The organism is Nocardioides sp. NPDC000445 (genome assembly GCF_040300245.1).
In the GTDB taxonomy this organism is placed as follows: domain Bacteria; phylum Actinomycetota; class Actinomycetes; order Propionibacteriales; family Nocardioidaceae; genus Nocardioides.
Window position 1 is genome coordinate 57,052 of record NZ_JBEPDH010000002.1, and the last position, 24,585, is coordinate 81,636.

The 24,585-nt window shown below is 64.8% G+C and carries 17 protein-coding genes and 4 pseudogenes; 8 read left to right on the plus strand and 13 right to left on the minus strand.

Annotation, left to right across the window (positions count from 1 at the left end; all coding sequences use genetic code 11):
* Positions 1-6: 6 nt before the first annotated feature.
* On the plus strand, positions 7-1,023 hold the full coding sequence (locus ABT304_RS02795; RefSeq protein ID WP_350713241.1) for an AraC family transcriptional regulator: 1,017 nt from the start codon (positions 7-9) through the stop codon (positions 1,021-1,023).
* A 785-nt stretch (positions 1,024-1,808) separates the two neighbouring features.
* Here ABT304_RS02795 and ABT304_RS02800 read toward each other — a convergent pair.
* From ABT304_RS02800 to ABT304_RS02840, 9 genes and pseudogenes are all read right to left on the minus strand, one after another.
* Positions 1,809-2,480 carry a PaaI family thioesterase gene (locus ABT304_RS02800; RefSeq protein WP_008362700.1) on the minus strand — a complete coding sequence of 224 codons (672 nt, stop codon included), beginning with the start codon at positions 2,478-2,480 and terminating at the stop codon, positions 1,809-1,811.
* A gap of 55 nt (positions 2,481-2,535) precedes the next feature.
* Complete coding sequence (locus tag ABT304_RS02805; RefSeq protein ID WP_350713242.1) at positions 2,536-4,167, minus strand: long-chain fatty acid--CoA ligase; 1,632 nt, start codon at positions 4,165-4,167, stop codon at positions 2,536-2,538.
* A gap of 78 nt (positions 4,168-4,245) precedes the next feature.
* Positions 4,246-5,313, minus strand: a complete 1,068-nt coding sequence (locus tag ABT304_RS02810; protein ID WP_350713243.1) for a BtrH N-terminal domain-containing protein — start codon at positions 5,311-5,313, stop codon at positions 4,246-4,248.
* Positions 5,314-5,354: 41 nt separating this feature from the next.
* Positions 5,355-6,188, minus strand: a complete 834-nt coding sequence (locus ABT304_RS02815; RefSeq protein ID WP_350713244.1) for an SDR family oxidoreductase — start codon at positions 6,186-6,188, stop codon at positions 5,355-5,357.
* Entirely contained in the window at positions 6,185-7,717 is a 1,533-nt protein-coding gene (locus ABT304_RS02820; protein ID WP_350713245.1) for an aldehyde dehydrogenase family protein, read from the minus strand. Before ABT304_RS02820 ends, ABT304_RS02815 begins: the two co-directional genes overlap by 4 nt.
* A complete protein-coding gene (locus tag ABT304_RS02825; protein WP_008362709.1) occupies positions 7,714-8,439 on the minus strand; it encodes a transglutaminase-like domain-containing protein in 726 nt (241 codons plus the stop codon). Before ABT304_RS02825 ends, ABT304_RS02820 begins: the two co-directional genes overlap by 4 nt.
* Positions 8,440-8,807: 368 nt before the next feature.
* Complete coding sequence (locus ABT304_RS02830; protein WP_040756905.1) at positions 8,808-10,022, minus strand: NAD(P)/FAD-dependent oxidoreductase; 1,215 nt, start codon at positions 10,020-10,022, stop codon at positions 8,808-8,810.
* 11 nt (positions 10,023-10,033) lie between these two features.
* Positions 10,034-11,407: pseudogene (locus tag ABT304_RS02835) on the minus strand (cytochrome P450); the annotation flags it as partial.
* Positions 11,408-11,428: 21 nt separating this feature from the next.
* Positions 11,429-11,749, minus strand: coding sequence for a 2Fe-2S iron-sulfur cluster-binding protein (locus ABT304_RS02840; protein WP_040756907.1), 321 nt, complete (start codon positions 11,747-11,749; stop codon positions 11,429-11,431).
* Positions 11,750-11,863: 114 nt separating this feature from the next.
* Between ABT304_RS02840 and ABT304_RS02845 the strand changes: the two genes are divergently transcribed.
* Positions 11,864-12,883 carry a helix-turn-helix domain-containing protein gene (locus ABT304_RS02845; protein WP_350713247.1) on the plus strand — a complete coding sequence of 340 codons (1,020 nt, stop codon included), beginning with the start codon at positions 11,864-11,866 and terminating at the stop codon, positions 12,881-12,883.
* A gap of 257 nt (positions 12,884-13,140) precedes the next feature.
* Here the strand turns inward: ABT304_RS02845 and ABT304_RS02850 are convergent, their stop codons facing one another.
* Complete coding sequence (locus tag ABT304_RS02850) at positions 13,141-13,773, minus strand: TetR/AcrR family transcriptional regulator (protein ID WP_008362719.1); 633 nt, start codon at positions 13,771-13,773, stop codon at positions 13,141-13,143.
* Positions 13,774-13,874: 101 nt separating this feature from the next.
* Between ABT304_RS02850 and ABT304_RS02855 the strand changes: the two genes are divergently transcribed.
* The 6 genes and pseudogenes from ABT304_RS02855 to ABT304_RS02880 all read left to right on the plus strand — a co-directional run.
* The gene (locus ABT304_RS02855; RefSeq protein ID WP_350713248.1) at positions 13,875-16,916 is read left to right on the plus strand and encodes an MMPL family transporter; all 3,042 of its coding nucleotides are present in this window, start codon (positions 13,875-13,877) and stop codon (positions 16,914-16,916) included.
* 34 nt (positions 16,917-16,950) lie between these two features.
* Positions 16,951-17,571 carry a TetR/AcrR family transcriptional regulator gene (locus ABT304_RS02860; protein WP_350713249.1) on the plus strand — a complete coding sequence of 207 codons (621 nt, stop codon included), beginning with the start codon at positions 16,951-16,953 and terminating at the stop codon, positions 17,569-17,571.
* Between the two features lie 13 nt (positions 17,572-17,584).
* Positions 17,585-18,061 (plus strand): PaaI family thioesterase, encoded by a 477-nt coding sequence (locus tag ABT304_RS02865; RefSeq protein WP_350713250.1) that lies wholly within the window; start codon positions 17,585-17,587, stop codon positions 18,059-18,061.
* A gap of 232 nt (positions 18,062-18,293) precedes the next feature.
* Positions 18,294-18,473: pseudogene (locus tag ABT304_RS30845) on the plus strand (DDE-type integrase/transposase/recombinase); the annotation flags it as partial.
* Positions 18,474-18,523: 50 nt separating this feature from the next.
* A pseudogene (locus tag ABT304_RS02875) lies at positions 18,524-19,960 on the plus strand (IS30 family transposase).
* 4 nt (positions 19,961-19,964) lie between these two features.
* A pseudogene (locus ABT304_RS02880) lies at positions 19,965-20,257 on the plus strand (IS3 family transposase); the annotation flags it as partial.
* A 63-nt stretch (positions 20,258-20,320) separates the two neighbouring features.
* Here the strand turns inward: ABT304_RS02880 and ABT304_RS02885 are convergent.
* From ABT304_RS02885 to ABT304_RS02895, 3 genes are all read right to left on the minus strand, one after another.
* The gene (locus tag ABT304_RS02885) at positions 20,321-21,796 is read right to left on the minus strand and encodes an NAD-dependent succinate-semialdehyde dehydrogenase (RefSeq protein WP_350713251.1); all 1,476 of its coding nucleotides are present in this window, start codon (positions 21,794-21,796) and stop codon (positions 20,321-20,323) included.
* Positions 21,797-21,961: 165 nt separating this feature from the next.
* Complete coding sequence (locus ABT304_RS02890; RefSeq protein ID WP_350713252.1) at positions 21,962-23,569, minus strand: flavin-containing monooxygenase; 1,608 nt, start codon at positions 23,567-23,569, stop codon at positions 21,962-21,964.
* A gap of 41 nt (positions 23,570-23,610) precedes the next feature.
* A complete protein-coding gene (locus ABT304_RS02895) occupies positions 23,611-24,510 on the minus strand; it encodes an alpha/beta hydrolase (protein WP_350713253.1) in 900 nt (299 codons plus the stop codon).
* Positions 24,511-24,585 lie beyond the last annotated feature (75 nt).

The following is a 24,585-nucleotide window of genomic DNA, read 5'->3' on the forward strand; positions in this document are numbered from 1 at the left end:
GAGCCGGTGGCGGCGACAGAGACCTTCCGCAGTATGGCGAGCGCCCGGGTTCTGCTGGCCTTCGCCGACGAGCACGGCATGAGTGCCGCATTGTGCTTACGGGGGACCGGGGTGGAGCCGAGACAACTGGTCGGCGACGATGACGCGGAACTGCCGTCATGGCAGGAACTGCAGATCATCCGGAACGTGATCGACTCACTGCCCGCCGACGCCGAGCTTGGCCTGCGGCTCGGGCGACGTTACCACCTGTCCTCCTGCGGAATCGCGGGACTAGGACTGATCAGCGCCCCCGACGCACGGACGGCGCTGGAGTTCGTCGCCGCCTATCGCAGGCACTTTCACGGCTTCTGCCGCACCCTGCCGGAACCGTCCGGGGTGCGCATCGACCACAGCCGGGTGCCTGCTGACCTCCGGCGCGTCCTGGTCGAGCGTGATCTGGCATTGATAATGAACGGCGTGGAGGACGCGGGGGCACCCGACAACCTCGTCACCCGAGTCGAGCTGACACGGCCCGCGCCCGCAGACCCCGCAGTGTTCAGCGCTGCCCTGGGGTGCGACGTGCGCTATTCCTGCGATTCCGATCGCCTGGTCTTCGACCCACAGGCCATGCGGCGCCCGCTTCGCCAGGCAGATCCCACGATCCACCGCTGGTGCGTGCGCGCTTGCGAGCAGCAGCTGGCGCGCAGCAGGGCACGTCGAGGGCTCGCCGGGCAAGTGCGCGAGCTGCTGCGGGCCCGCCCAGCCACCATGCCGGACCTCCCCCAGATGGCGGCAGAGATGCTGACCACCCCGCGCACACTGCGCCGCCGGTTGGCGGCTGCCGGCACTACGTACCGCGAAGCAACCGCCGAGGTGCGCGTCTCGCTGGCCAAGGAGTGGCTCGAGTCGAGCGCGATGACCGTCGGGGCGATCGGCGAACGACTCGGCTACTCCGAGACGGCCGCCTTCACGCGGGCCTTCAAGGGCCGCACCGGCGTCAGCCCGCACGCCTACCGCAAGCGAGCGCAACGTATGTCGACCTGAGCAGAACAGCAGCAGTTCCGCGGGACCGTCTTGCCCGAAGCCTCCGGCTCAGCCGGGCCCCTAGCAAGACCTTGGCCCATCCGTCTGTGTGGCGGCACCTCCCGTCGGCTTCGGATCGTCCTCGAAAGGCTGCTCAGATCGTCCCTGCCACACATGGCACGCAGTCCCACGAATCGATCCGCGATACGCCGCTCGACTTCTCTCAGATTGATTCTGAGCCTCGAAACCGTCGCCTGCACCGACAGTTGACGGGCTGGGCATGCACGTCAATCACCGAAACGAAGTGGAGTTCAGCGGAGTGGTAGCACGGACCTGAGTGAGCGCGTGCCTCCAACGTAGGCGGTGCCACCGGGTGGTTCCTTCGTGATCTCTCACAACCGACTCGAAGAAGGACACCGAGATGGCCGCTGGACCCAGTACCGACCCTGCCCGCTTCTGAACGAGCAGCTGGCCCAAGCCAGTCGTGATCTGATGCGCGAACTGCTCACCATGTCGGTCAACCTCCACATGCCCAGCGGCACGAACCATCACCCCACGATGCGCTCGCCGAACAGACGGCTCTTGGCAAGGAATGCCGGAGTCCTTCCGTTCGCGAACACCATCTCGGCAATGAGCAGCGGGCCCACCATGGGAAACGTGGTTCACGGCGAGCACCACGCCGCCGCTGGATGGGATCTGTTCAACGCCATGCCAGTCCCGACGGCGCACCAAGACCAACGCCGGCTTGCAGACCAAGAACGCGATCCACCACGCCACGCCCCACCCAGGTAGAAACGCAGGTAACCTCACTGGACCTCCACCGATGGCTGGCTGTGCACGTAGGACACCGCTACTGAACTGGGCACGTTGCTCGGACCTCTCGGATCTCTCATCTGCAGGTCGCATTCGCCGGGGCTCATTCCTTGTCCAGCGTTCGCGGCGAAATGTTCAGCACCGACGACCACGAAGGTGGCCTCGGCGGATCCGACCCCCCGTCCATTGTCGTCCCGCGCCTCGGCGTGGAGCAGCAGCCGTCGTCCTTCCCGTTGGGCCACGTTGGCGCAGAAGGTGTACGGCTGGCGCAACCGGAACGGTGCTCGGTACTCGACGGTAAGGCTGCGAGTGACGGCGAGCGATCCGACCGTGTAGAGCACGAACCCAAACAAGTCGTCGAACGCGAGTGCGACCGCTCCTCCATGCGCGATACCTGGGGCTCCTACATGCGCCTCGTCGAAGCAGTGGACTGCTTCGACTCCCGACGCGGTGCGGACCGCACGCAGATGCAGGCCGGCCGGATTATCCGGCCCGCATCCGGCGCAATCCGGCGAGTGCGGGGGCAGCGTCTGGCCGATCCCCACCGGGCGCTGACCGGCGAGGTGCGCCGCCCAGCGAGAGATCACTCCCCCCTCGCGGGATACGTCGCCTTCGCTACCGCCAACGGGCGTCATCTGGTTGCTGTGCTTCCCAATCGCCGTCATCCGTGTCACTTCTCTATTCGTCGGGCTTCGAGTTGTCCGAGTGAAGCGATACTTCTCAGACTTCGATGACGGCCAGTTCGCCGTCGGCATGCAGTGCGCGTAGGCGCTTCTTGTCGAATTTCCCGACCGACGTCTTCGGTACCTCGGCGACGAAGCTCCAGCGCTCCGGCAGCCACCACCTGGCAACCTTGTCCTCGAGGAAGTCACGAAGCTGGGCCGGTGTGAGTTCCCTGCCCTCGCGTACGGCGATGACGGCCAGTGGCCGCTCCTGCCACTTCGCGTCCGGAACCCCCACCACGGAGGCTTCCAGAACGTCGGGGTGACCGGCGAGGTGCAACTCAAGCTCAACCGAAGAGATCCACTCCCCTCCGGACTTGATCACGTCCTTGGTGCGGTCGGTCAACGTGACGAAGCTGCGTGAGTTGATGCGCCCGACGTCGCCGGTGCGCAACCACCCGTCGTGGAACCTCTCTCCGTCGTCCTCCTCCCGGTAGTAGGCGCCGCTGATCCAGGGCCCGCGCACCTGCAACTCCCCCACCGCCGCGCCATCGTTGGGCAGCACTCGGCCCGCATCGTCGACGATCCTCAATTCCACTCCAGCGACCGGACGCCCCTGGGTGGCACGCAGTTGCCACTGCTCGGACGGGTCGAGCGATGCGGGCGGACGGGCGACGGCGGCCAGCGGAGAGGTCTCAGTCATCCCCCATGCTTGGACGATCTGCACGCCGTACTTCTCTTGGAATGTCTTCATGAGGTGCAGGGGCACCGCAGAGCCACCGCAGGCGACAAGACCGAGCGAGGACACATCGTGGCTTGGGTTGGACTCCAGAAAGTTCAAGACGTCGTTCCAGATCGTCGGGACTGCTCCGGCGATCGTGGGTCGCTCAGCACCGATCAGGCGCACGAGCGGTTCGGCCTGTAGGAAACGCTCGGGCATGAGTAGGTCGGCACCGGCCATGAAGGCGGAATAGACCAGGCCCCAAGCGTTGGCGTGGAACATTGGCACGATCGCGAGGATGCGGTCACCGGCGCCGATACCGAGGCCGTCTGCGAGACAGGCGGCCATGGAGTGCAGGTAGGTCGACCGGTGACTGTAGGCGACTCCTTTGGGATTGCCGGTGGTCCCGGACGTGTAGCACATGGCCGCCGCCGTGCCTTCATCGAGCTCGGGCCAGTCGAAGGCCTCGGGCTGGCCCGAGATGAAATCCTCGTATCTCACGACCGTGACGTCCTTGCTGCGTAGCGGAGTGAGATCGACGTCGCCGGTCACCACGACGGTGTGCACGCTGGTGATCTGCGGTAACACTGGAGCCAGGAGGGGTACGAGACTGCCATCGGCGATGATCACTCGATCTTCGGCGTGGTTGCCGATGTAGGTGATCTGCTCCGGGGTGAGGCGCAAGTTCAGGGTGTGGAGCACCGCGCCCATCGAGGGCACCGCCAAGTACGCCTCCACGTGTTCTTGGTTGTTCCACATGAAGGTGGCGACCCGATCATCGCCAGTGATTCCGCAGCCTCGCAACGCGTGAGCCAACTGCGCAGCCCTACGGCCGACCTCGGCGAAGGTGCCGACCTTTACGGTTCCATCGGGTTGCAGGGTCCGCACCGTTGCAGACCCGTGCACGCCTGCGCCGTGACGCATGATTGCTGTGGTCGTCAACGGGACGTTCATCATCGTGCTCTGCATGAGGTTCCTTCACTCGTGTGTGGATCCGGACGGACAGCTGTTCGGAGAGAGCCGACCTTGGAAAGTCAATGGCGGTGATCAGCCATCTGCCGCTGCCAAGGAGGTTGCGGCAGACTCCAGGGACTCGACGAGACGCAACTCCAACTCCGGTAGCCGGCTGGCCATCAGGACCACGTCGTCAATCCGCGAACGTGGGTGGGTGTCGCGTTTGACCGCAGCGCGGGCGGCTTCTGTCCAGCCCTGTGCGCAACGGGCGGCTTCGGTCGCAGCCTCAGCGGTCGCCTGGTCGCCGGTCAGACGTGCGACTTCTGCGCAGCCATCTGCGAGCAGTCGCCGAAAGAGCCCGCCGCCGGTGCCTGCCTTCTCGATGAAGGCACCCAGGCTGAACAACAAGAGTCCGAGTTCGTCGTCGGGAAGTTCCGCCCAGGTCGCGATGTCGTCAGCGAACAGAGCAACCGCCTTCAGGCCTTCGGCACCGACGGCGGCTGTGGTGGGGCCGGCAATGCTGTGTTGTGACGGATCGCGCATGTTGCCGGCGCACTGGATGAACGCGCCTGCGGCGGCTTCCTCGATGGCGGGCAGGGACGGCGGCCAGGTGATGCGGTACGTGCAGTGACGCGTGGGTTGTGGGAATGCCGTTGAGGACCGTGCCCGGGCCAAGGCTTCCAATGGCACCTTCTGCACCTCGGCGCGGTCGTTGTCCACGACGTAGGCGAGTTGTTCGTCTTCGTCGTAGCCGATGACGACGATGTCGTGACGGCTCATCTGCAGCTGGACACGGAGGTAGGGAAGTTCGGAGATGTCTCCCCAAATCAGGCTGGGTCGACCGGCGTCGAGTTCGGTACGGACCCACGACCATCCCTCGGCGGGATCGTCGGTGGTGAGGACCTGCACGACACCGCCCAGTCGTGTTGGTAGATCGATTTCGAAGTCGGCACCTCGTCCTACCAGGTATAGCGGGGGAAAGAGTTCGCTCGACCGGAGGAAGGAGAGCCCTAGGGCGCCGCCGAGCGTGAAGACCAGGCCCTCATTGGGCGGTCCATCCCATCCCAGGCCGTGCCAGTGCAGCAGATCGCGCATCGCACCGGAGCCGCAGTGTCCCCCCAGTCGATGGGGGTAGTCCTGGATGAAGGCATTGACGGGCATGTGGCGTCCTTCTCTTGTGCCGGATGGTTGGGGTTGGGGGGTCAGTTGTTCCGAATGCGGTCGAGGTAGGTCTGGCGGGCGACCATGTCGACGTCGTCGAGGAAGACCGAGTCCGTACCCAGGACAGAGCCAAGCGCGGACGCCACCCGTCCGGGCACGAACTTCATTGCTGCGACCATGCCGCCGGCGAGGCGAGTGACCCGTACGAAGGGACGGGGATGCTCGATCAGCTCGGCTGTCGCGCGAGCAATCTCTTCGGGTTCGGCGTTGCGCAGCCCCTTGGCTCCGGCCGTGCCGGCGACGAGCTCGGTGTTGGTGAATGTCGGTCGCACGGTGGACAGTTGGATCCCGGACTTGCGGTACTCCTGCCGTGCTGCCTCGGTGAATCCGATGACTGCGAACTTGGTGGCGCAGTAGGTAGCCAGGCCAGGCACGGGCAGTTCCCCGGCCAGCGATGCGGTGTTGATGATGTGTCCGGCCCGCCGCGGCAGCATCCGCTGGAGGGCGAGCTTGGTCCCGAAGATCACTCCGAGGAGGTTGATCTCCACCTGTCGCCGGGTGACGGCGTCGTCCTCCTCGTGAGCGTGTCCGGTGGGCATGATGCCCGCGTTGTTGACCAGCACATCGAGGGGACCGAGCTGTTCCTCGACCATGTCGAGGAACGCCCGGAACGAGTCGGGGTGGGTGACGTCGAGATGGCCCACAACAGAGATACCCAGCTCATCCGCCGCTTTCTTGACACGGGCCTCGTCGATGTCGCCGATGGCCACGCGGTGGCCGCGTTCGGTCAGCTCCTTCGCCGTCTGGTAGCCGATGCCACGGGCTCCTCCAGTGATCGCGATCGTCTTGGCGGGGAAGGAAGTGGCGTGCGTCATCTGCGGTGCTCCTTGTTCCGGCCGAGGCGTTGACTCAGGCCGCGTCCGGCTGCTGCGCGCATGATCTTTGCGGCGATGGCCGTACGCCAGGCGGAGTACGGGTACCACGTGAGCTCTCTTGCCCGGACTGGAAGTCGCGGCTCGGTGACCGCGCGGACGCGGCAGTACTTGTGCAGCCCGTCGGCTCCTCCGAGCCGGGCGCCCATCCCGGAGGCCTTCCAGCCACTATGAGGCAACGTCATCGCGAAGAGGTTGCTGAAGACATCGTTGATGTTGACCGCGCCGACCTCCAGGCGCCGTGCAACACGGCGGGCGCGAGCACGATCACGAGTCCACACGGTCGCCGACAATCCGTACGTCGAGTCGTTGGCCAGTCGGATGGCCTCTTCTTCGTCGGCGACGCACATCACCGGGATCGTGGGTCCGAAGGTCTCCTCGGTCATGCAGGACATCGTGTGATCCACGTCGACAAGGACCGTTGGCGTGTAGTAGTTCCCGGCCGCACCCCGCTTGCCGCCGGCCACTACCTTCGCTCCCGCGGCCACCGCCTCGCTGACGTGGCGATCCGCGATGTCAACTTGTCTCGCGGTGACCATCGCACCAACATCGTTGCCGGCATCCGCCCCCTGGGTCAGGGACTGCACGCGCTGTGTCAGGCGGGCCACGAATTCCTCGTAGACCGCAGCAACGACATACACGCGTTCGACGGAGATGCAGACTTGCCCTGCGTTGAAAAGGCCACCCCAGGCGACGCCCTCGACCGCTCGAGCGAGATCGGCGTCCTCCAGCACGATCGCCGGATCCTTGCCGCCCAGCTCCAGACTCACCGGTTTCAACTGCTCAGCACAGCGGAGGGCGACCTGGCGCCCTGTCGCTGTCGAGCCCGTGAACTGGACGAAGTCGGCGGCATCCACCACTGCGGCACCAGTGTCGCCGGCTCCTGTGACATGTGCGAGAACGGGTGGCGCGCCGATCTCGCGCCAGCCGTCGATGACCCGCGCGCAGGTCAGCGGTGTCTCTTCTGAGGGCTTCGCCAGTACCGCGCAACCGGCAGCCAGTGCGGGGGCTGCGTCCATGAGGAAAAGGGTGATCGGGAAGTTCCACGGGGTGATCAGACCGACGAGTGGGTAGGGCTGGTAGGTCTTGGACAGTCGTTTCGGCAGGCTGAGTAGACCCGCGGTCTTGACCCGTTCGTCGGCGAGGAACTCCTCGGCATGGTCGGCGTAGTAGGTGATGAACTCGCACGAGGCGGTCGTCTCTACGAGCGCGTCCGGACGAACCTTGCCTGTCTCGGCCTGCAGCAGGTCGGTGAGCTCATCGGAGTGCGTGAGGATCCAGTCGCGCCAGAGGCGCAGCCACTTGGAGCGCTGCCGCGGACCAGCCTCGGCCCATGCACGTTGGGCCAGCCGGAGCTGCGTGGCGCGGCGGTTCACAGCGTCACGGTCGTCAACGGACACGGTTCCCACCAGCTGACCGTCGGACGGGTTGCGCACCTCGAGTGCGCTATTTGAGGTCGTTGTGGTGGTCATTGATCCTCCTGAGGCGAAGTGGACCGGCGTGAGGATCCACCGGGTTTGACCTGGCTGGCGGGCTTTGCGGTGAAGGCGTCGTCGATCGCCTGCGGCGAGGCCTCGACCATCGATCCATAGGTGTTCCGAAGCTCGGTCAGGATCGCGGCCAGGGGAAGGTCGTCATAGACGCCGCGCTCGCGGACGTACTCCATGTGCTGGGTTCCGTCCCCAGTGAAAGCGTGCATGAGCGCGTCGTGCTCGCCGTCGAATTCCACAGGTGGAACGCCGAAACGAGCGCATAGTTCGACGTTGAATGCCGGGGTGGCCTTGAGCCATCTCCCGTCGATGTGGAGACTGCTGTATCCGTGATAGACGAACAGGTCGGTGCCGCCCATGAGCTTTCGCAGTGATTCGGTCTGCAGATGGTTGCGCACATCAGCGAACCCCAACCGCGCTGGAATTCCCGCTGCACGGCACACTGCGGTCAAGAGGACCGCTTTCGGGACGCAATAGGCACGGCCCGCTTGGAGGACGAAACTCGCGCGGTAGTTGGCGGGGTCGGCCGAAACGGTGTAGGGGTCGTACCAGACTTGGTCCCGGACGGCAGCGAAGAGGCGCCTCGCCTTTTCCCTGTCGCCGGACGCGTCACCAACGGTGGCCTCGGTGAAGGCGCGGATGTCTTCGTGCTCGATGTCGAGGAACTCAGTCGCCTCAAGGAACGACGCCGGACTGCAGCTCATCCTCGCTCCAAGGTCATCGGATACTCGTCCGCGAGAACCGGTAGCGAGGCGTTGTCCCATCGCTTGTTCTTGGCCCGGGTGAGACTGGTCCGAATCGGGAGCAGTCCATGACGTGGCCAAGAGACGGGAGCCTGACAGTTTCCTGAACCGACTTGAGACCGGAGCCTGCCCGAACTGGTGCGAGGTCGCGGACTGGCAACTGGTCTCGGACCGCGCGCAGGGCTCTGTCTGCCCGAACGCGATAGGCAGGTCGTCATTGAATGTCCTCTCGACGATAGGTCCACTCTTCGTTGCCATGGGATTCGCGGTTGGCCCGGAGCCCTCCGCTCCAGCACGCCCGGCTCGCGACGAGCCCGGATCGCACGGCATTACGCACCCGCGTCACTCACAGCCGAAGTCAGCTCGGCTCGCCCAACGCCCCGAGACGCCTGCGTCAGAAGCCGCTTGCTGACGACGAAGTCACGGGGACGGTTGACACAATCCGCAGCGATTAGCTCGCCTTGACGAAGGTAGAAGCAGGTGAAGTCACGGTCCAGTTTCGGGTCACCGCTGAGGACGACTTCGTCGAACCCGGTGTTGAGCCCAGCGATCTGGAGCTTGACGTCGTACTGATCCGACCAGAACCATGGAAGAGCAGCGATCTCCTTGGACTTTCCAGAGATCGTCGCTGCGGCCACTTTGGCCTGCTCCCCCGCGCTTGGAACGCATTCCAGGCGGACCCGACCGCCGTAGGAGGCCATGTATCGACTCGTGCAGTCACCGGCCGCAACGATGTTCCGGTCACTTGTCCGAGCACGGTCGTCAATCACAATACCGTTGTCGACCTCCAAGCCGGCTGATGCGGCGAGCTCGGTGTTCGGCTCGACACCGATGCCAACGATCACGAGGTCTGCAGGGACGGCCTCGCCATTGGACAGGAGCACTTCGCGGACCTTGGTTTCACCGGTGAAGGCCTCGACGAGGGCTCCGGTTCGAATGCTCACACCCTCCTCTTGGTGGACCCGTTGGAAGAACGCTGAGACCTCGGGAGCGGTGACTCTTTCGAGAACACGCTCGGTCGCCTCGAGCACGGTGACGTCCAGCCCCAAGGCGCGCAGCGAGGCTGCCACCTCGAGCCCTATGTACCCCCCGCCAACGATCACGGCCACGCTTCCTGGTTGGGCGGCTGCTCGGATCAGGTCCACGTCCATGGCGGTGCGCAGGTAGCAAACACCGGAAAGATGGGCACCTGGGACGAGCAACCGTCGCGGACGCGCGCCGGTGCACAACGCGAGATGGTCGTAGGCCAGCGACTGGCCGCTGCTCAGCGTCAGGTGGCCAGCAGAGCGGTCGATCGCCTCGACCCTCGCATCGAGAAGGCTAATCTTCCGCTTGTCGTAGAACTCCGCACTGCGAATTTCCAGCTCTTCGAAGGCGCTCTTCCCAGCCAGATAGGCCTTCGACAGTGGTGGGCGTTGATAGGGCACTGGCGACTCATCGCCCACCAAGACAATCTCGCCGTCCCAGCCTTCCTGGCGCAGGCTGGCCGCGAGTTGCGCGCCGGCATGGCTTGCTCCGACAATCACCGTTCTCAGCGCGGTCATGCGCTGCTTTTCGGGGTCAGTCGGACCATCAGTTTGCTGATACCCCGCACGAAGTTGGACTGCACGTACTCCGGCTCACCCACGACTTCGATGTTCTCGAAGCGCGGGAGCAGCTCCTCCCAGAGAATGCGCAGTTGCAACTCGGCCAGCCGGTTGCCCATGCAACGGTGAACACCGAAGCCGAAGGCGATATGGTTGCGTGCGTTGGGCCGGTCGATGATCAGCTCATCTGGCCGATCGAACACCGTCTCGTCGCGATTACCAGACGCGTACCACATGACGACCTTGTCGCCCTTGCGGATGAACTGGCCGTTCAGGATGGTATCGGTCTTCGCGACCCTGCGCATGTAGGCGAGCGGCGTCTGCCAGCGGATGATCTCCGACACCATGTTGGGGATCAGGTCGGGGTTGGCCTTTAGCTTCTCGAACTGGTCCGGGAACTGGTTGAGCGCTAGAACCCCGCCACTCATCGAGTTCCGGGTGGTGTCGTTGCCGCCGACGATCAACAGCACCAGGTTCCCGAGGAACTCCATGGGGCGGTCGATCAGATCCTTGGTGTTGTCGTCACTCTGCAGCATGGTGATCAGATCGAAGCCGGGTTCCTCCCCGGCAGCAGTCCTGGCCGCCTTGTCATGCCAGAGCGCGCTGAGACCTCGCGCCATGTCGCGCATTCCATGGAAGACTTCGTCGTTGTCCGAGGGACCACCGTTTGCCTGCTCCATCGACGACGCAAGGTCTGACCAGTACGTGAGCTTTTGCCGCTGCTCGTACGGGAAGTCCAGCAAGGTGGCGAGCATGCGGCCCGTCAGCTCGATTGATACTCGCTGCACCCAGTTGAAGGGCTCACCCACAGGAAGATCGTCCAGCACCTCGCGGACACGTGTCCTGATGAGGCCCTCCATCTCGCGCAGGTTCTTCGGCGCGACAACGCCTTGGACCGCCTGTCGCTGCAGGTCGTGACGCGGAGGATCCATCGCGATGAACATCTCGATGTCGAGGAATCGAGGTGGAACACCGATGACGATCAAAGGTTCGGCCGAGAAGACTTCATGGTTCTTGTCAACGGCGATGATGTCGGCGTGACGAGTGACCGACCAGAACGGGCCGAACGGGCTGTTGGGCTGATAATGGATCGGGGCCTCGTTGCGCAGGCGCTCGAAGTAGGATTGCCATCGACCCTGCCGATACAGGAAGGGATTGCTGACGTCGATGTCCGCGAGCTCCACCTCGTCGACCGGCGGGATAGGACGCTCCACGAACATCCTGTCGCCGTTCGCACCTCTCACCCATCTCATGGTCTTGTCGTAGAGATGCGCGCCCTGAATCTGGCGCTCCATCGGGATGGAGGATTGAACTTTGGCCGTGATTGCCTCAGAAATCTTCATCATTTCAACCCGTTCTCGTCGTCACATCTGAAATTCGGGAAGCCGGACGCTCAGCCCGTCCCACACGTCGGAGACCACCATCTGGCAAGACAGCCGGGAGGTCGGTTCACGCTCAGGGTTCATCGCGAGCATCTCCTCCTCATCGGCGCCGGGCGGCCCGACACATTCGGACCACTGCGGATCAACGATGACGTGACAGGTCCCGCACGCAGCTTCTCCACCGCAGTCACCGTCGATGCCAGGCACCGCGTTGTTCGTCGCGACCTGCATCAACGACTGCCCTTCCTCAACGGGCACCGCGTGCGTCTTCCCGTCGTGTGACACAAACCTAACCACTGTCATGATCAACTCTCCTGGTGCTGTTGTGGGCCGCAAAGCCTTGGACAAACTCTTGTCGCGGATGCGCCCTGTGGCTATGGTCACACGAGTCAGAAAGTTGTGATTTCGGCTCAAGGAGTGTCTTTGAACGGCAGCGACGCGGGCGTGCCCTACACGGCTTTCGCACAGCTGCTCGAGAGCCAAACTCTCGACGCAGAGGCAGCCGCACGGTTCCGCGCCATCATGGTTCGCGAGGGAGCCGACGAGACGACCCTGCTGCAACTCGGCGGCCAGGCACCGGCTCGATGGTTCCGGGAGGTGTACCCCGACCTAGACGCCGATCAAGCGACCCACCTCGGCCATGCGTTCGCAGATCAGGCCCAGCTGACCTCATTCGGCCCATTGAGTCTTCCCTTGATCAGTGCGGGCTCGGTCGCTGAGGTCATGGAACTGCTCACGTATCTTCCCTTGATTACGACGGCCGTCAGTACGCGGTTCCATCCGAATGACGACGGCCTTGCGGTCGGGCTCACAGGTCAGACGGGCGATCCGGACCTGGACTGCCTGGTCGTCACCTACTGTGGTTCCGCGCTGCTGCGGTTGATCCGAATGCTCGCTGGCGATGTGTCAACCGTCAGGCTGCACACCAGTTGGCCGGCGCCCGCCTCCACGACCCAGCATGAGGACGCGCTGGGAGGACACCTGGTTTTCAACGCGCCCATGACGTTCCTGTATGTGCCCACGGAGGTCCTGAACGAGGTCTGCCGGTTCTCCGACCCCGTTGCATACCGACACGCGATCGCCGATCTGTCGAAATCCCTTGAGCACCGGATCGGACCGGCGTCATACGCGACCAAGGTAAGACTGTCGATAGACGAGGGCCCCGGACTAAAAACCTGTCAGTCGGTCGCAAACGAACTGTCAATCTCGACCAGCACTCTCAAGCGACGTCTCCTCAACGAGGGCACCACGTTCCGAGAGATACTCGAATCGTCGTTGCTGGAGCGGGCCTCGCTAAAGCTGCTCGACCGATCCTTGTCGGTCAGCGAGATAGCTGTTGAACTCGGTTTCAGCGACCTGACCAACTTCTCACACGCCTTCAAGCGATGGACTGGCCAGTCTCCAAGCCAGTTCCGACAAGAATGCCTGAGGTGGTGACGGTTCCGCACTGAATCACCAGATCTGATGCAGCCGCAGCCCGCCGGTTCCGCAGAGCCAGGTGGTCTAGGTGGGCTCCTGCATGGCAGCACAGGCATTGAGACCTGGGCGAGCGACCCAATCTTGGGGTGTCCTCTCAGCGGGCACATCAACTAGTCCCAGGTCGGGTCGGACTGAGCGGTGGGGGCGGCAGGGAGCCGAGGAACGAGGTCGTGATCGCGCTACCCCCGGGCATGCACTCAGAGGCCATCTCACCATCAGGCCTGAGCGTCAGTCGCGCTAGCAGGGCAATCAGTGGTGCGTGGTTCCTTTTGGCCGCCAAGCCCTTGCATCAGAACGCCGAGAACTCGTTTCGCAACCTGTTCTGCAGAGGGGCGGCTGTCTTCAACTGCGTGATACAGACCGGCGACTGTGATGGCCCCAAAGATCGCCAGGGATGCCTCTTCTGGGTGGGGCTGCACGTGTAGCGATCCGTCGGCGGCGCCTTCGGCAAGGAGTTGTTCGATGGGACGGCGGAATGCTTCTTGGAGGGCGTGAGCGAGCGCAGGAAGTCTGGTGGCTCGGCCGAGGTCACCAACGAGCGCCCGACATGCGGCGGGCTGGTCGAGCATCACGGCGATCTGGGCTTGGACCGCAGCTTCGAGGCGGACGCGGGCGCTTCCGGTGGCCCCAACAGCTGCCGCTACCTCGCCAGCAATTGCCTCGAGCATGTCGGTGAGGAGGAAGGCGAGGATCTCATCCTTACCGGTGAAGTAGTAATAGAGGGTTGCGCGAGGGATGCCGGAGGCAGCCGCGATTTCGTCCATCTTGGCCTCGGCGACTCCGCGCTCGGCGATCAATTCCGCGGCTCCGTAGAGCTTGCTTGCGATGGAGGCAGGCAGTTGCCGCATCTCCACACACCTTTCCGGACGAGTGACACTGCGTATTCGGAGGGTATCGACAGCAGCCTCAGCCTATGTTGTACTGCGAGTACAAACTCAAGATACAAATCATGGAGGCATCCGTGGATGCTGGGGCGCCGGGTCGTCTGGCCCGTTTGTGCACGGCGGGAATCCGTTTCCCGCGTCTGGTCGTCGTCGGCTGGTTGGTCGCGGCTGCAGCGGTCACTCTCGGCCTGCCGTCGCTGCCGTCGGTGGTCGAGCGCAGCAGTGCAGCCTTTCTGCCCGAGGACGCGCCGACGTTGACCGCGTTGCACGACATGGACGAGGCGTTCGGCTCGGGGCGCACCGAGTCATTTGCCTACATCGTGTTCCGCAACGAGAACGGCCTGAGCGCGGCTGACACGCTTGCGTATCGCGACCTGGTTCGCACCCTGGGTGCGAACCAGGAGCGGGTCTCCGAAGTGCAGCACTTCGTCGGCAACAAGGACGCGCGGCGACACTTGGTCAGCAAGGACGGCCAGGCGGCCTACCTGGTGGCCGGGCTGACCAGTGGCATCGGATCGCCGGACTCCGAACAGGACATCCACTGGCTGCGAGAACGGGTCGCCGACCTGTCCGTGCCCCGTGGCAGCAGCGCGTATGTGACCGGGGACCCAGCGATGATCACCGACCTGACCACCGAGGTGAACGAGGCCTCGGTAAGGATCACGGTGGTCTCCGGGCTGCTGCTGGTCATCATCTTGTTGATCATCTACCGCCGCGTCACCACTGTACTGGTTTCCCTGGTATCGATCGGGGTGGCACTGGCGTGCGCGCGGGGAGTGCTGGCATGGGCCGGGATGCAAGGAATGTCGCTGTCGACCTACACCGACGCGTTCGTAACCGCCATCGTGCTCGGCGCTGGCACTGACTACTGCGTGTTCTTGATCAGCAGATTCCGCGAGGCATACGGGCGCGGAGTCGACGCGCTGCCGGCCGTCGAGGAGGCAGCCACCAGAGTAGGACCGGCGTTGGTGGCGTCCGCCGGCACGGTCATCCTCGCCGCGATATGTCTGGGATTCACCAAGCTGGCCATCTTCTCCACCACCGGACCGCCGATGGCGATCTGCGTCGCGGTCACCGTTGCGGTGAGTCTGACCTTCACGCCCGCGCTGATGGTCTGGTTCGGCCCCCGGATCGGGCCGGCGCGCACGCCAGCACCGACGTCGGCGTGGTCACGCGTCGGCCGCCTCGTGGCGCGCCGACCGGTCCGGGTGCTTGTTGCCGGTACCGCCGTGTTGGTTGTGCTTGCCGCGTTTCTTCCGACGATGGTGATCTCCTACGACCAGCGGAACTCCCAGCCGCCCGACACGCCGAGCAACAAGGGGTTGGCGGTGCTGGAGGACCACTTCCCTCGCAACGAGACCCTGCCGGACTACCTGCTGCTGGAGTCCACACATGACATGCGCAATTCGAAGGATCTGGCAGTCCTCAACGAGGTCAGCCGAGCCGTGGCCAAGGTCGATGGTGTTTCCAGCGTCCGGAGCATCACCCAGCCGGCAGGTGAGCCACTAGAACCAGCGTCGATCGCGCGACAGCTCAAGCGCCTCGCCACCGGGCTGGGTCGGGCCAGCGATGGCTTGGAGGAGGGTCAGCCCGATCTCGAACGCCTCTCCTCGGGCAGCGCCCAGCTAGCCGACGCGATCAGCCGGGTGGCCGACGGCGCCGGCCGCGCCCAAGGCGGCGCCGACCGACTTGCGAACGGAACCAGCGATCTCGCCAACGGTCTCGGCCGCGCTACCGAGGGCACGCGTGACGCAGCGCACGGCGCCCGCCAGTTGCAGACCGGCGCTGCCGCCTTGGCCACAGGCATCCAAACCGCTCACGACCAAGTCACCGTGGTCGTGAGTAGCATCGGCCTGATCGTCCAGGCACTCGACCGCGACCTGCTGTGCACCGCAGACCCGATCTGCCGCAGGTCCAGGGAAGGACTTGCCGACATCCACCGCGGCATGAAGGATGAACTCCTCCCAGGACTGCAGGAGGCAGCCAACGGAGCGAACTTGATCGCCCGCAAACAAGGAAGCCTCGCCGATGGCCTCAACGATCTCGCCTCCGGGTTGAGGCAGGCCGAGCGGGGTGCCGACCGGATCACCGAAGGACAGCGCCTTCTGCGCACGCGTCTAGGGCAGATGGCGGACGGCACCTCCCAGATCGCTGAGAACGCCGAGGCCTTTGCGCCGGGGATCAAGGACCTCATCCGCCAGACCAAGGAACTCGCCCAGAACCTGGAGACCTCTGAGTCCTACCTGCGCACGGTCAACCGTCAGGCCGACACACCAGAGGCTGGTGGCTTCTACCTGCCCGCGAGCGCCCTAGACGACCAGCGCTTCGCCTACGCCCGCAGCGTATTCCTGAGCCCCGATGGCCGCGTTGCCCGCATCCAGGTAACCGGTGACTCAGATCCTCTTAGCCCGGATGGGCTGCGCCGCTTCGAAGAATCCCAGGCAGCCGCTGAAAACGCGTTGAATCGGACACGTCTCGAAGGCGCAACCGTCAGCGGCACCGGGGCCGCTGGACTCGGCGCCGACCTGAACCGCTATCTGTACGAAGACGCGAAACTCGTGCTCGCGGCGGTGCTTCTGATCGTCCTGCTCCTCCTCATCATCGCCCTGCGCTCCCTGGCCGCGCCGCTATACCTGCTCGCCTCTGTAGCGCTATCCTGCGCCGCGGCCCTTGGCCTGACAACCCTGGTCTTCCAAGGCATCCTTGGCCACGACATCCAGTTTGCCGTCCCAGTGATCACGTTCGTGCTGCTCGTCGCCGTTGGCGCCGACTACAACATCCTGCTCATGAGCCGAATGCGCGAGAACGGCACCACCTTGACTCGAGGCGCCGTTGCCGAAGCAGTGACCCTGACCGGCCCGGTGATCACATCCGCAGGAATCATCTTTGCGAGCACCTTCATCGCGCTGCTCACCTCTCCCGTGGTCACGCTTGTCGAGACTGGTTTCGCCGTCGCAGCCGGACTGCTGCTCGATACCTTCGTAGTCCGCAGCCTCATCGTTCCCGCCTGTGCCGCCCTGCTTGAGGACCACAACTGGTGGCCTGCCCGCCAGATCCGGAACCCTGGGCTTAAGGGAACACAGATCAGAAAAGCCAGCTCGGCCTAGTACATACGTTCATGCATGCATGTACGCTTCGGGCATGAAGGTAGCTACGCGACGACCGCGAAAACAAGCCGAACGCTCGGCCACCACCCGACGCGCGCTGTTGGACGCGACCATCGCCTGCCTTGCCGACCTGGGATATGCCGGCACCACCAGTGTCGCCGTGGCGGAGCGAGCCGGGCTGTCCCGCGGGGCCCAACTGCACCACTTCGGAACCCGTGACCAACTCGTGGTAGCCGCCGTCGAGCACTTAGCGCAAGAACGCATGCGCAGGGTGCGGACGGAGATGTCTCGGATCGCACCACAAGGGGCCCAACTCCAGACGTTGACGACGGTCACCCAGGAACGCGAAGCGGCGTTGGGTTTGCTAGCTGAGGCCCTGTCCGGACCGTTGTACGCGGCCAGTCTCGAGCTCTGGGTGGCCGCGCGCTCAGACCCCGGCTTGCGTAAGGAGCTGGTCCCAGCCGAGGAGCGTGTCAACGCGGAGCTCGCTGAGATCTGTCGCACCTATATCAGCGACGACCCGATCGAAGTTCGCTTGACCTTGGACCTTGTCCTCGGACGGGGTGTCGCACGGCTGTTGACGCCACGTCCCGATCGGCAAGCAGAACTGCTCACCGGCTGGGCACGCCTTCTGAACGGCAGCACCCGTGGCTGACCTTCAAGCACTCATGACTGCGTTGCAGCAAAGAATCGGCCCCCATCCAGATGGCGCGCACCTGCCGGCTCACCACGAGCAATGCCTGGGCTGCGGCGTTGACAACCCTCATGGCCATCACTTGAGCGTGCATCGCGAAGGCGATCTCGTGGTGGCCACCCACGTCTTCGACGATCGCCACGTGGGCGCACCCGGCATCGCGCACGGCGGCGCGGTCGCCACCGTCCTTGACGACCTCTACGGTTTCCTGCTCTACCTGGTCGGAGAACCAGCTGTCACTCGCCAACTGGTGGTCGAATACCTCGCGCCGGTCCTGATCGGGACGACATACCGACTCGAGGCCCGGGTAGATCGGCGCGAGGGCCGTAAGCTGTTCGTGAACGCCAAGGTGACCGCACTCGACGGGCGAACCGCCGCCACATCGACGGCTGTGTTCGTTACAGTCGACGCCGAGCACTTCGCTCAGGCACGCCCGAGCTCCGCTATCTGAGGCGATCCACAACGCTAGCCAATGCCCCTGTGGCATGGCCCGGGGCACCAGAATCCCCACGCCATGGACGAGCGCAACAACGCCAGAACCCACCCCAGCGGCATGAACACGTGGAGAGCCGGATGCGGTGAAAGCCGCACGTCCGGTTCGGAAGGCGGGCCGCGGAAACCCATCAGCCGAGAGGCCGACAGGGCGCCCCGGTCCGACCCCTACCCGAGCATCCAATCGGTGTGGGGAAGTCTACCTGTGCGCGGTCAAAGACGTCTTCGCGAACCGGATCGTGGGCTATTCCATCAGCGACCCGATGAAGTCCAAACTCGCCGTCGCGGCCCTGGAGAACGCCGTCGGGATGCGTCAGGCAGCCGGTGAGGACGTGGCCGGTTGCATCGTTCATTCCGACCGGGGCAGCCAGGGCGGATTCAACCGGTCGTCGCAACACCTTGACTTCGGAGGTGTTCAACGATGGCGAAGGTGGACTGGAGCAAGAAGACCAGCGATGTGCCCGAGGGGCTGCGGCGGCAGTGGCGAGCTGATCGTGTGCTGCGGCCGGCGATGCGTTCGCCGGGGAGGCCTGATCCGTTGGGGGTGGTGCAGCGGCAGTTCTGGCGGCTGATCGCCACGGGCATCACGACCGCTGAGGCGTCGATGGCGGTCGGTGTGTCGGTGCCGGTCGGGATGCGTTGGTTTCGCCACGCTGGCGGCATGGCGCCGATCTCGTTGGCCGAGCCCACTGGCCGCTATCTGTCCTTCGAGGAGCGCGAGGAGATCGCGATCTTGTGTGCCAAGGACCAGGGAGTGCGTGAGATCGCTCGTGCGCTGGGGCGGGATTCAGGGACGATTTCACGCAAGCTGCGCCGCAACGCCGCGACTCGTGGTGGGAAGCAGGAGTACCGAGCCACGGTCGCGCAGTGGAAGGCGGCAGCAGGCCGCCAAGCGACCGAAGGACTCCAAACTGGCGGCCAATGACCAGCTGCGTGGGTACGTACAGACCGGCTTGCTGGCCAGGTCCGTGGGCCTGACGGCACGATCGTTGCATCCCCAACCCGCCGCCGTGGAAGGGGTTGAACAAACCCCACCGTAAGGATCGACGCTGGTCGATGGCGTGGAGTCCCGAGCAGATCGCCCAGCGGCTGAAGGTCGACTTCGCCGATGATGAGTCCATGCGCATCAGCCACGAGGCGATCTACCAGGCCCTGTTCATCGAGGGCCGTGGTGCGCTCAGCGTGAACTGGTCGCGTGCCTGCGCACCGGGCGGGCGCTGCGGGAGCCGAGGGAACGCTCGCGTAACAAGCCCCAAGGCCACGTCACCGCTGACGTCGTCCTCAGCGAGCGGCCTGCCGAGGCTGAGGACCGTGCCGTTCCGGGCCATTGGGAAGGAGACATGATCATCGGGACGGGCAGGTCCGCGATCGGCACGCTCGTCGAGCGCAGCAGCCGGTCCACGATCCTGGCCCACCTGCCGCGCATGGAGGGCTGGGGCGAGAAGCCGTACGTGAAGAACGGGCCATCGCTGGGTGGCTACGGCGCCGTCGCGATGAACGCCGCTCTGACAGCGTCGATCACTAAACTGCCCGAGCAACTGAGCAAGACCGTGACCTGGGATCGGGGCAAGGAGCTCTCCGGCCACGCACAGTTCGCGATGGAGACTGGGACCAAGGTGTTCTTCGCCGACCCGCACTCACTATGGCAGCGACCGACGAACGAGAACACCAACGGCCTGCTGCGCCAGTACTTCCCCAAGGGCACCGACCTGTCCCGCTGGTCCGACGACGACCTCGAGGCCGTCGCCTACGCACTCAACAACAGGCCACGCAAGTCCTCGGCTGGAAGACACCGGCAGAAGTCTTCGAGGAACAGCTGCGCTCACTTCAACAACCCGGTGTTGCATCGACCCCTTGAACCTGCCCAATTTCGCAGCCGGAAGTTCGTCCGTGCGATCAACCACCACGGACTGGTCGGGTCGATGGGTCGTGTCGGCGCGTGTGGCGACAACGCGGCCATGGAATCGTTCTTCAGTCTGCTCCAGAAGAACGATTCCATGGCCGGAGCGCATGGGAGACCCGCGAAGACCTCCGCATCGCGATCGTGACCCGGATCGAGAAGACGCACCACCGCCGACGGCAGGCGCCCCTGGGACGTTTGGCGCCCATCGAGTACGAGACAATCATGACCACATCAGCCACTCAGGCTGCGTGACCCAACCTGTCACCCGGATCCTGCAGCAGTCCCGGGGAGTTGCGCTGCGGCCCCTGAGGCCGGCTAATGCACGGTGATTGCCACGTACTTGGTCTCGAGGAATTCCTCGAGCGCCGAGTGGCCGCCCTCACGACCCAGGCCCGAGGTCTTCACGCCGCCGAAGGGTGCTGCCGGGTCCGCCATGATGCCGCGGTTGACCCCGACCATCCCGACGTCGAGTCGTTCGCTGATGCCGATCGCACGTGAGAGGTCCCGCGTGAATAGGTAACCAGCCAGTCCATAGACGGTGTCGTTGGCGAACTCGATCGCCTCGTCGACCGAGTTGACGGTGAACAGCGGTGCTACCGGCGCGAAGAGTTCTTGAGAGGAGAACTCCGGCGCCTTCTCCCGCATCCGCAGCACGGTGGGTTCGAAGAAGTAGCCGTCGCCACCGATCGGCTTCCCTCCGACCAACAACTCCGCCTTCTCGCCTACGATCGACTCCACGGTCTCCGCGGTGGCGTCGCGCTGGCTGTCGGAGATCATCGGTCCCACGTCCACGCCGTTGCGGTAGCCGGGGCCGACCACGAGGTTTCGGGTCTGATCGACGAATCGTTCGGTGAACTGGTCTGCGATGGCTTGATGCAGGATGATCCGGTTGGCGGCGACGCAGGCCTGTCCGGCGTTGCGGAACTTGGCGGCGATGGCTTGTTCGACGGCGTTGTCGAGGTCTGCGTCGTCCAGGACGATGAAGGGGCCGTTTCCGCCGAGCTCGAGTTGGACGCTGGTGATGTTGCGGGCGCTTTGGCGCAGCATCAGCGAGCCCACCGCGACGGATCCGGTGAAGCTGACCTTGCGCAGTCGCTGGTCTTGCATGAGGTGTTCGGAGAGTTCTGCCGGACGTGTGGTGTGGACGAGGTTCATCACTCCCGCCGGCAGCCCCGCGTCGACGAGGGTCTGCATGAACAGGGCGGCGGTGAGGGGTGTCTGTGGCGCGGGTTTCATGATGGCCGTGCAACCGGCCGCGAGTGCGGCGGCCGCCTTGCGAACGGGGATGAGGACCGGGAAGTTCCACGGCGAGACCAGAAGGGCCGGTCCGACCGGCCGTGTCGTGGTGATGATCCGGAAGTCGCCGCGGGACGCCCGGGCGTAGGAACCATGCACGTGGGCCGCCTGTTCGGCTAGCCACTTGACGAAGTCGAGGGTGAGGGATACCTCGCCCGCGGCCTCGGTGCGGGGTTTCCCGGCCTCAAGCACCATCACGTCGGTGAACGCCTCCGCACGGTCGGTCAGCAGCTGGTGGACCGTGTGCAGGATGTCCGCGCGAACCCGAGGGGCGATGTCCGCCCAGGAGCCCTGTGCGGCGTGGGCCGCGTCCAGCGCGTCCATCGCATGCCTCGCGCGACCGTCTGAGACGGCGGCGAACTCATCTCCGGTCGCGGGGTCGACCACGGCGAACGTATCGGCGAGGTCGATCCATTCACCGTTGATGTGGATGCCTGCATGCAATGTGTGGCGTCGTTCGGTGCCGGGTATCTGAACGGTGATGGTGCGGGACACGTGCTCTGCCTTTCGTGCGGGGATGGTGGTGGACGGGGGATGCCGGTGACGGATCGTTTTGTGCGCCGCTGAGGCGCTCGGACCGGAGCGCCCGCGGAGCGTTGGAAGAGTTCCTGGGGCCGCCCGGGCCGACGAGGTTCATCAGCCCGGGTCGCGCGTCAGGCCCTAGGACGGCTGGGGCACCTTGTCGAAATCGAACCCGTGGAAGCCGTGGTCTTGGACGTCGGCGAGCTGGGCGCGGTAGTTGACGAGCCCGCCAAGGAAGAACATGACCGCCTGCTTCTTGCCGGGGATGTTGGCTCCGAAGATCCAGGATTCGGCCTTGGGGAAGAGGGTCATGTTGGCGATCTCCATGCAGGTGGCCGTCCAGCCGTCCTCCGCCTCCTCGGTCGGCTCCACCGTGCGGATGCCGTGACGTTCGGCGTGGCTGATGAGGTCGCTGATCCACTCGACCTGTGTCTCGATGCTCGGTGGCAGGTTGGTGAAGGGGCCGTTGGGTCCAAGAATCATGAACATGTTCGGGAAGCCGGCCTTGGACACACCGAGGTAGCTGGTCGGGCCGTCGGTCCAGTGCTCGTTGATGTGCTTGCCGCCGCGGCCTCGTAGGTCGATAGCGCGGTAGTTTCCGTCGACTGCGTCGAAGCCGGTGGCGAGGACCAGGACGTCGAGGTCGTGCAGGACTCCGTCGGCGGTGCGCACTCCGACCGGCGTGATCTCCTCGATCGGGGCCTGCTTGATGGAGACCAGTTCCACGTTGTCGCGGTTGAAGGTCTCGTAATAGCCCTCGTTGCACAGCGGGCGTTTGGCGTAGAGGTCGGTCGGGGTGAGCTTGCGTGCGGTCTCCGGGTCCTCGACGATCTCGGCGATCTTCGAGCGGATGAACTCCGCAGCCGCAGCGTTGGCCTCCGGATTGGTGGCGATGTCGCAGAACGTGCCGAACATGAACCGGAAACCGTTGCCCTTGTCCCAGTTCTCCTGGAAGACGCGGCGACGATCCTCCCCCGAGACGCTCATTGCCTCCACGGCACTCTCCTCGAAGCCGAAGGCGACCACAGAGCCACGGACCTGGTCCCAGATCGCGTCGAAGTCCGCCTTGGTCTGCTCGACCTCGGCTCGGTCCACGGGGCCGTTCCCGGACGGCACCACGTACTGCGGCGAGCGCTGGAACACGGTGAGGTGTCCGGCCATCTTGGCGGCAGCGACGATGAACTGGGTGCCGGTCGAGCCCGTGCCGATCACCCCCACGCGCTTGCCGGTGATGTCCAAGTCCTCGGGCCAGGCGTTGGTGTGAGTGATGACGCCCCCGAAGCTGTCGATGCCCGGAATGTCAGGGATGTTGGTCCTGGCGAGCAGTCCCAGCGCGTTGACCACGTAACGACTCGTGAACTCCTGCCCGTCGGCGGTGGTGACGGTCCACAGGCTGGTGACCTCATCGAACAAGGCGGCGGTGACCTCGGTGTTAAGCTGGATGTCGCGGCGCAGGTCGAAGCGGTCCACGACGTGGTTGAGGTAGGCCAAGACGTCCGGCTGGTCCAGGTACCGGGTATGCCAGTCGTAGTCCTGCAGCAAGTCCTTGTCGAAGGAGTAGCGGTAGACGAAGCCCTCCGTGTCGGACTTGGCACCCGGGTACCTGTTGAAGTACCAGGTGCCCCCGATACCGCCGCCCTTCTCGAAGGCCCTCACCGAGAGGCCAAGTTCGTTGCGCAGCTTGTGCAGCATGTAGATGCCGCCGAATCCGGCGCCGATCACAATCGCGTCATGGTGTGTAGTCATGGAGGTTGCTTCCTTCTGTTGCGTAATGGTCGGGTGGGCGGTCAGCCGCGGTACCAGGCGCCGATGCGTTCGATCTCCGTGTCGGCCTCTGCGGCCCGGCCGGCCAGGAACGGGAACACGTGCTGCATGCCGTCGACGACGGACAAGGTCACGTCGACCCCTGCCGTGGTGGCACGGTCGGCGAGCCGGGTGGAGTTGTCCAGCAGCGTCTCCACCGATCCTGCGGTCACGTAGAGCCGAGGGAACCCGGTGTAGTCGGCATACAGCGGGTTGGTCAGGGGGTCGTCCGGCTTGCCGGTCTGTCCGAGGAACATCGCCGACATCCCCTCCAGGATCTCGCGGCTGACCAGTCCGTCGGTAGCCGCGTTGCTGACCAGGGTGTCCCCGGAGTGCTCCATGTCCAGCCAGGGCGACAGGGCGACCACCGCGCCGGGCAACTCAGTGCAGTCCTCCCGAAGCTTGAGCACGGTGGAGATGGCCAGGTTGCCACCCGCTGAGTCCCCGGCGGTGACGATGTTCTCCGGCGCGTAGCCCATGTCCAGGAGCGCGCGGTAGACCGCCGTGGCGTCCTCGATCTGCGCGGGGAAGGGGTGTTCTGGGGCTCGCCGGTAATCGATGACCACGGCAGTCGTGCCCAGTGCCTTGGCGAGGTGTCCGGCGAGTTTGCGGTGGCTTGCAGCCGACCCGACCGCGAAGCCTCCGCCGTGGGTGTAGAGGATCACTTTGTTGGCGTCGGCGTCGATCGGGAGGGTCCAGATGGTCTCAACCCCGGCAAGGCGGCCGGACCGGTAGGTCACGTCTTCGGGTTCGTAGGTGGGCTGGTGCCATTCGTCGAAGAGGCTGCGCAGCATGGCAATGGACATCTGCGGGTCGGCAGCCATCCGCGCGGTCCAGTCGCGGTAGAGCGCCTCGAGATAGCCGGCTTGAGCAGAGATGGTCATCGGACTTCCTTTCTGATGACGGAGAGCCCAGGAGCGTGTTGGGCGACTGATCTCCGCCAGTGTGTGACGGGCGCA

What these genes read in the sequence shown, in the direction of transcription:
- ABT304_RS02850 (WP_008362719.1), bottom strand. Translation starts at nt 13,773, where the DNA reads ATGCGGCAACTGCCTGCCTCCATCGCAAGCAAGCTCTACGGAGCCGCG.
- ABT304_RS02890 (WP_350713252.1), bottom strand. Translation starts at nt 23,569, where the DNA reads ATGACTACACACCATGACGCGATTGTGATCGGCGCCGGATTCGGCGGC.
- ABT304_RS02805 (WP_350713242.1), bottom strand. Translation starts at nt 4,167, where the DNA reads ATGCAGAGCACGATGATGAACGTCCCGTTGACGACCACAGCAATCATG.
- ABT304_RS02800 (WP_008362700.1), bottom strand. Translation starts at nt 2,480, where the DNA reads ATGACGGCGATTGGGAAGCACAGCAACCAGATGACGCCCGTTGGCGGT.
- ABT304_RS02830 (WP_040756905.1), bottom strand. Translation starts at nt 10,022, where the DNA reads ATGACCGCGCTGAGAACGGTGATTGTCGGAGCAAGCCATGCCGGCGCG.
- ABT304_RS02855 (WP_350713248.1), top strand. Translation starts at nt 13,875, where the DNA reads ATGGAGGCATCCGTGGATGCTGGGGCGCCGGGTCGTCTGGCCCGTTTG.
- ABT304_RS02810 (WP_350713243.1), bottom strand. Translation starts at nt 5,313, where the DNA reads ATGCCCGTCAATGCCTTCATCCAGGACTACCCCCATCGACTGGGGGGA.
- ABT304_RS02895 (WP_350713253.1), bottom strand. Translation starts at nt 24,510, where the DNA reads ATGACCATCTCTGCTCAAGCCGGCTATCTCGAGGCGCTCTACCGCGAC.
- ABT304_RS02860 (WP_350713249.1), top strand. Translation starts at nt 16,951, where the DNA reads ATGAAGGTAGCTACGCGACGACCGCGAAAACAAGCCGAACGCTCGGCC.
- ABT304_RS02815 (WP_350713244.1), bottom strand. Translation starts at nt 6,188, where the DNA reads ATGACGCACGCCACTTCCTTCCCCGCCAAGACGATCGCGATCACTGGA.
- ABT304_RS02825 (WP_008362709.1), bottom strand. Translation starts at nt 8,439, where the DNA reads ATGAGCTGCAGTCCGGCGTCGTTCCTTGAGGCGACTGAGTTCCTCGAC.
- ABT304_RS02820 (WP_350713245.1), bottom strand. Translation starts at nt 7,717, where the DNA reads ATGACCACCACAACGACCTCAAATAGCGCACTCGAGGTGCGCAACCCG.
- ABT304_RS02865 (WP_350713250.1), top strand. Translation starts at nt 17,585, where the DNA reads ATGACTGCGTTGCAGCAAAGAATCGGCCCCCATCCAGATGGCGCGCAC.
- ABT304_RS02840 (WP_040756907.1), bottom strand. Translation starts at nt 11,749, where the DNA reads ATGACAGTGGTTAGGTTTGTGTCACACGACGGGAAGACGCACGCGGTG.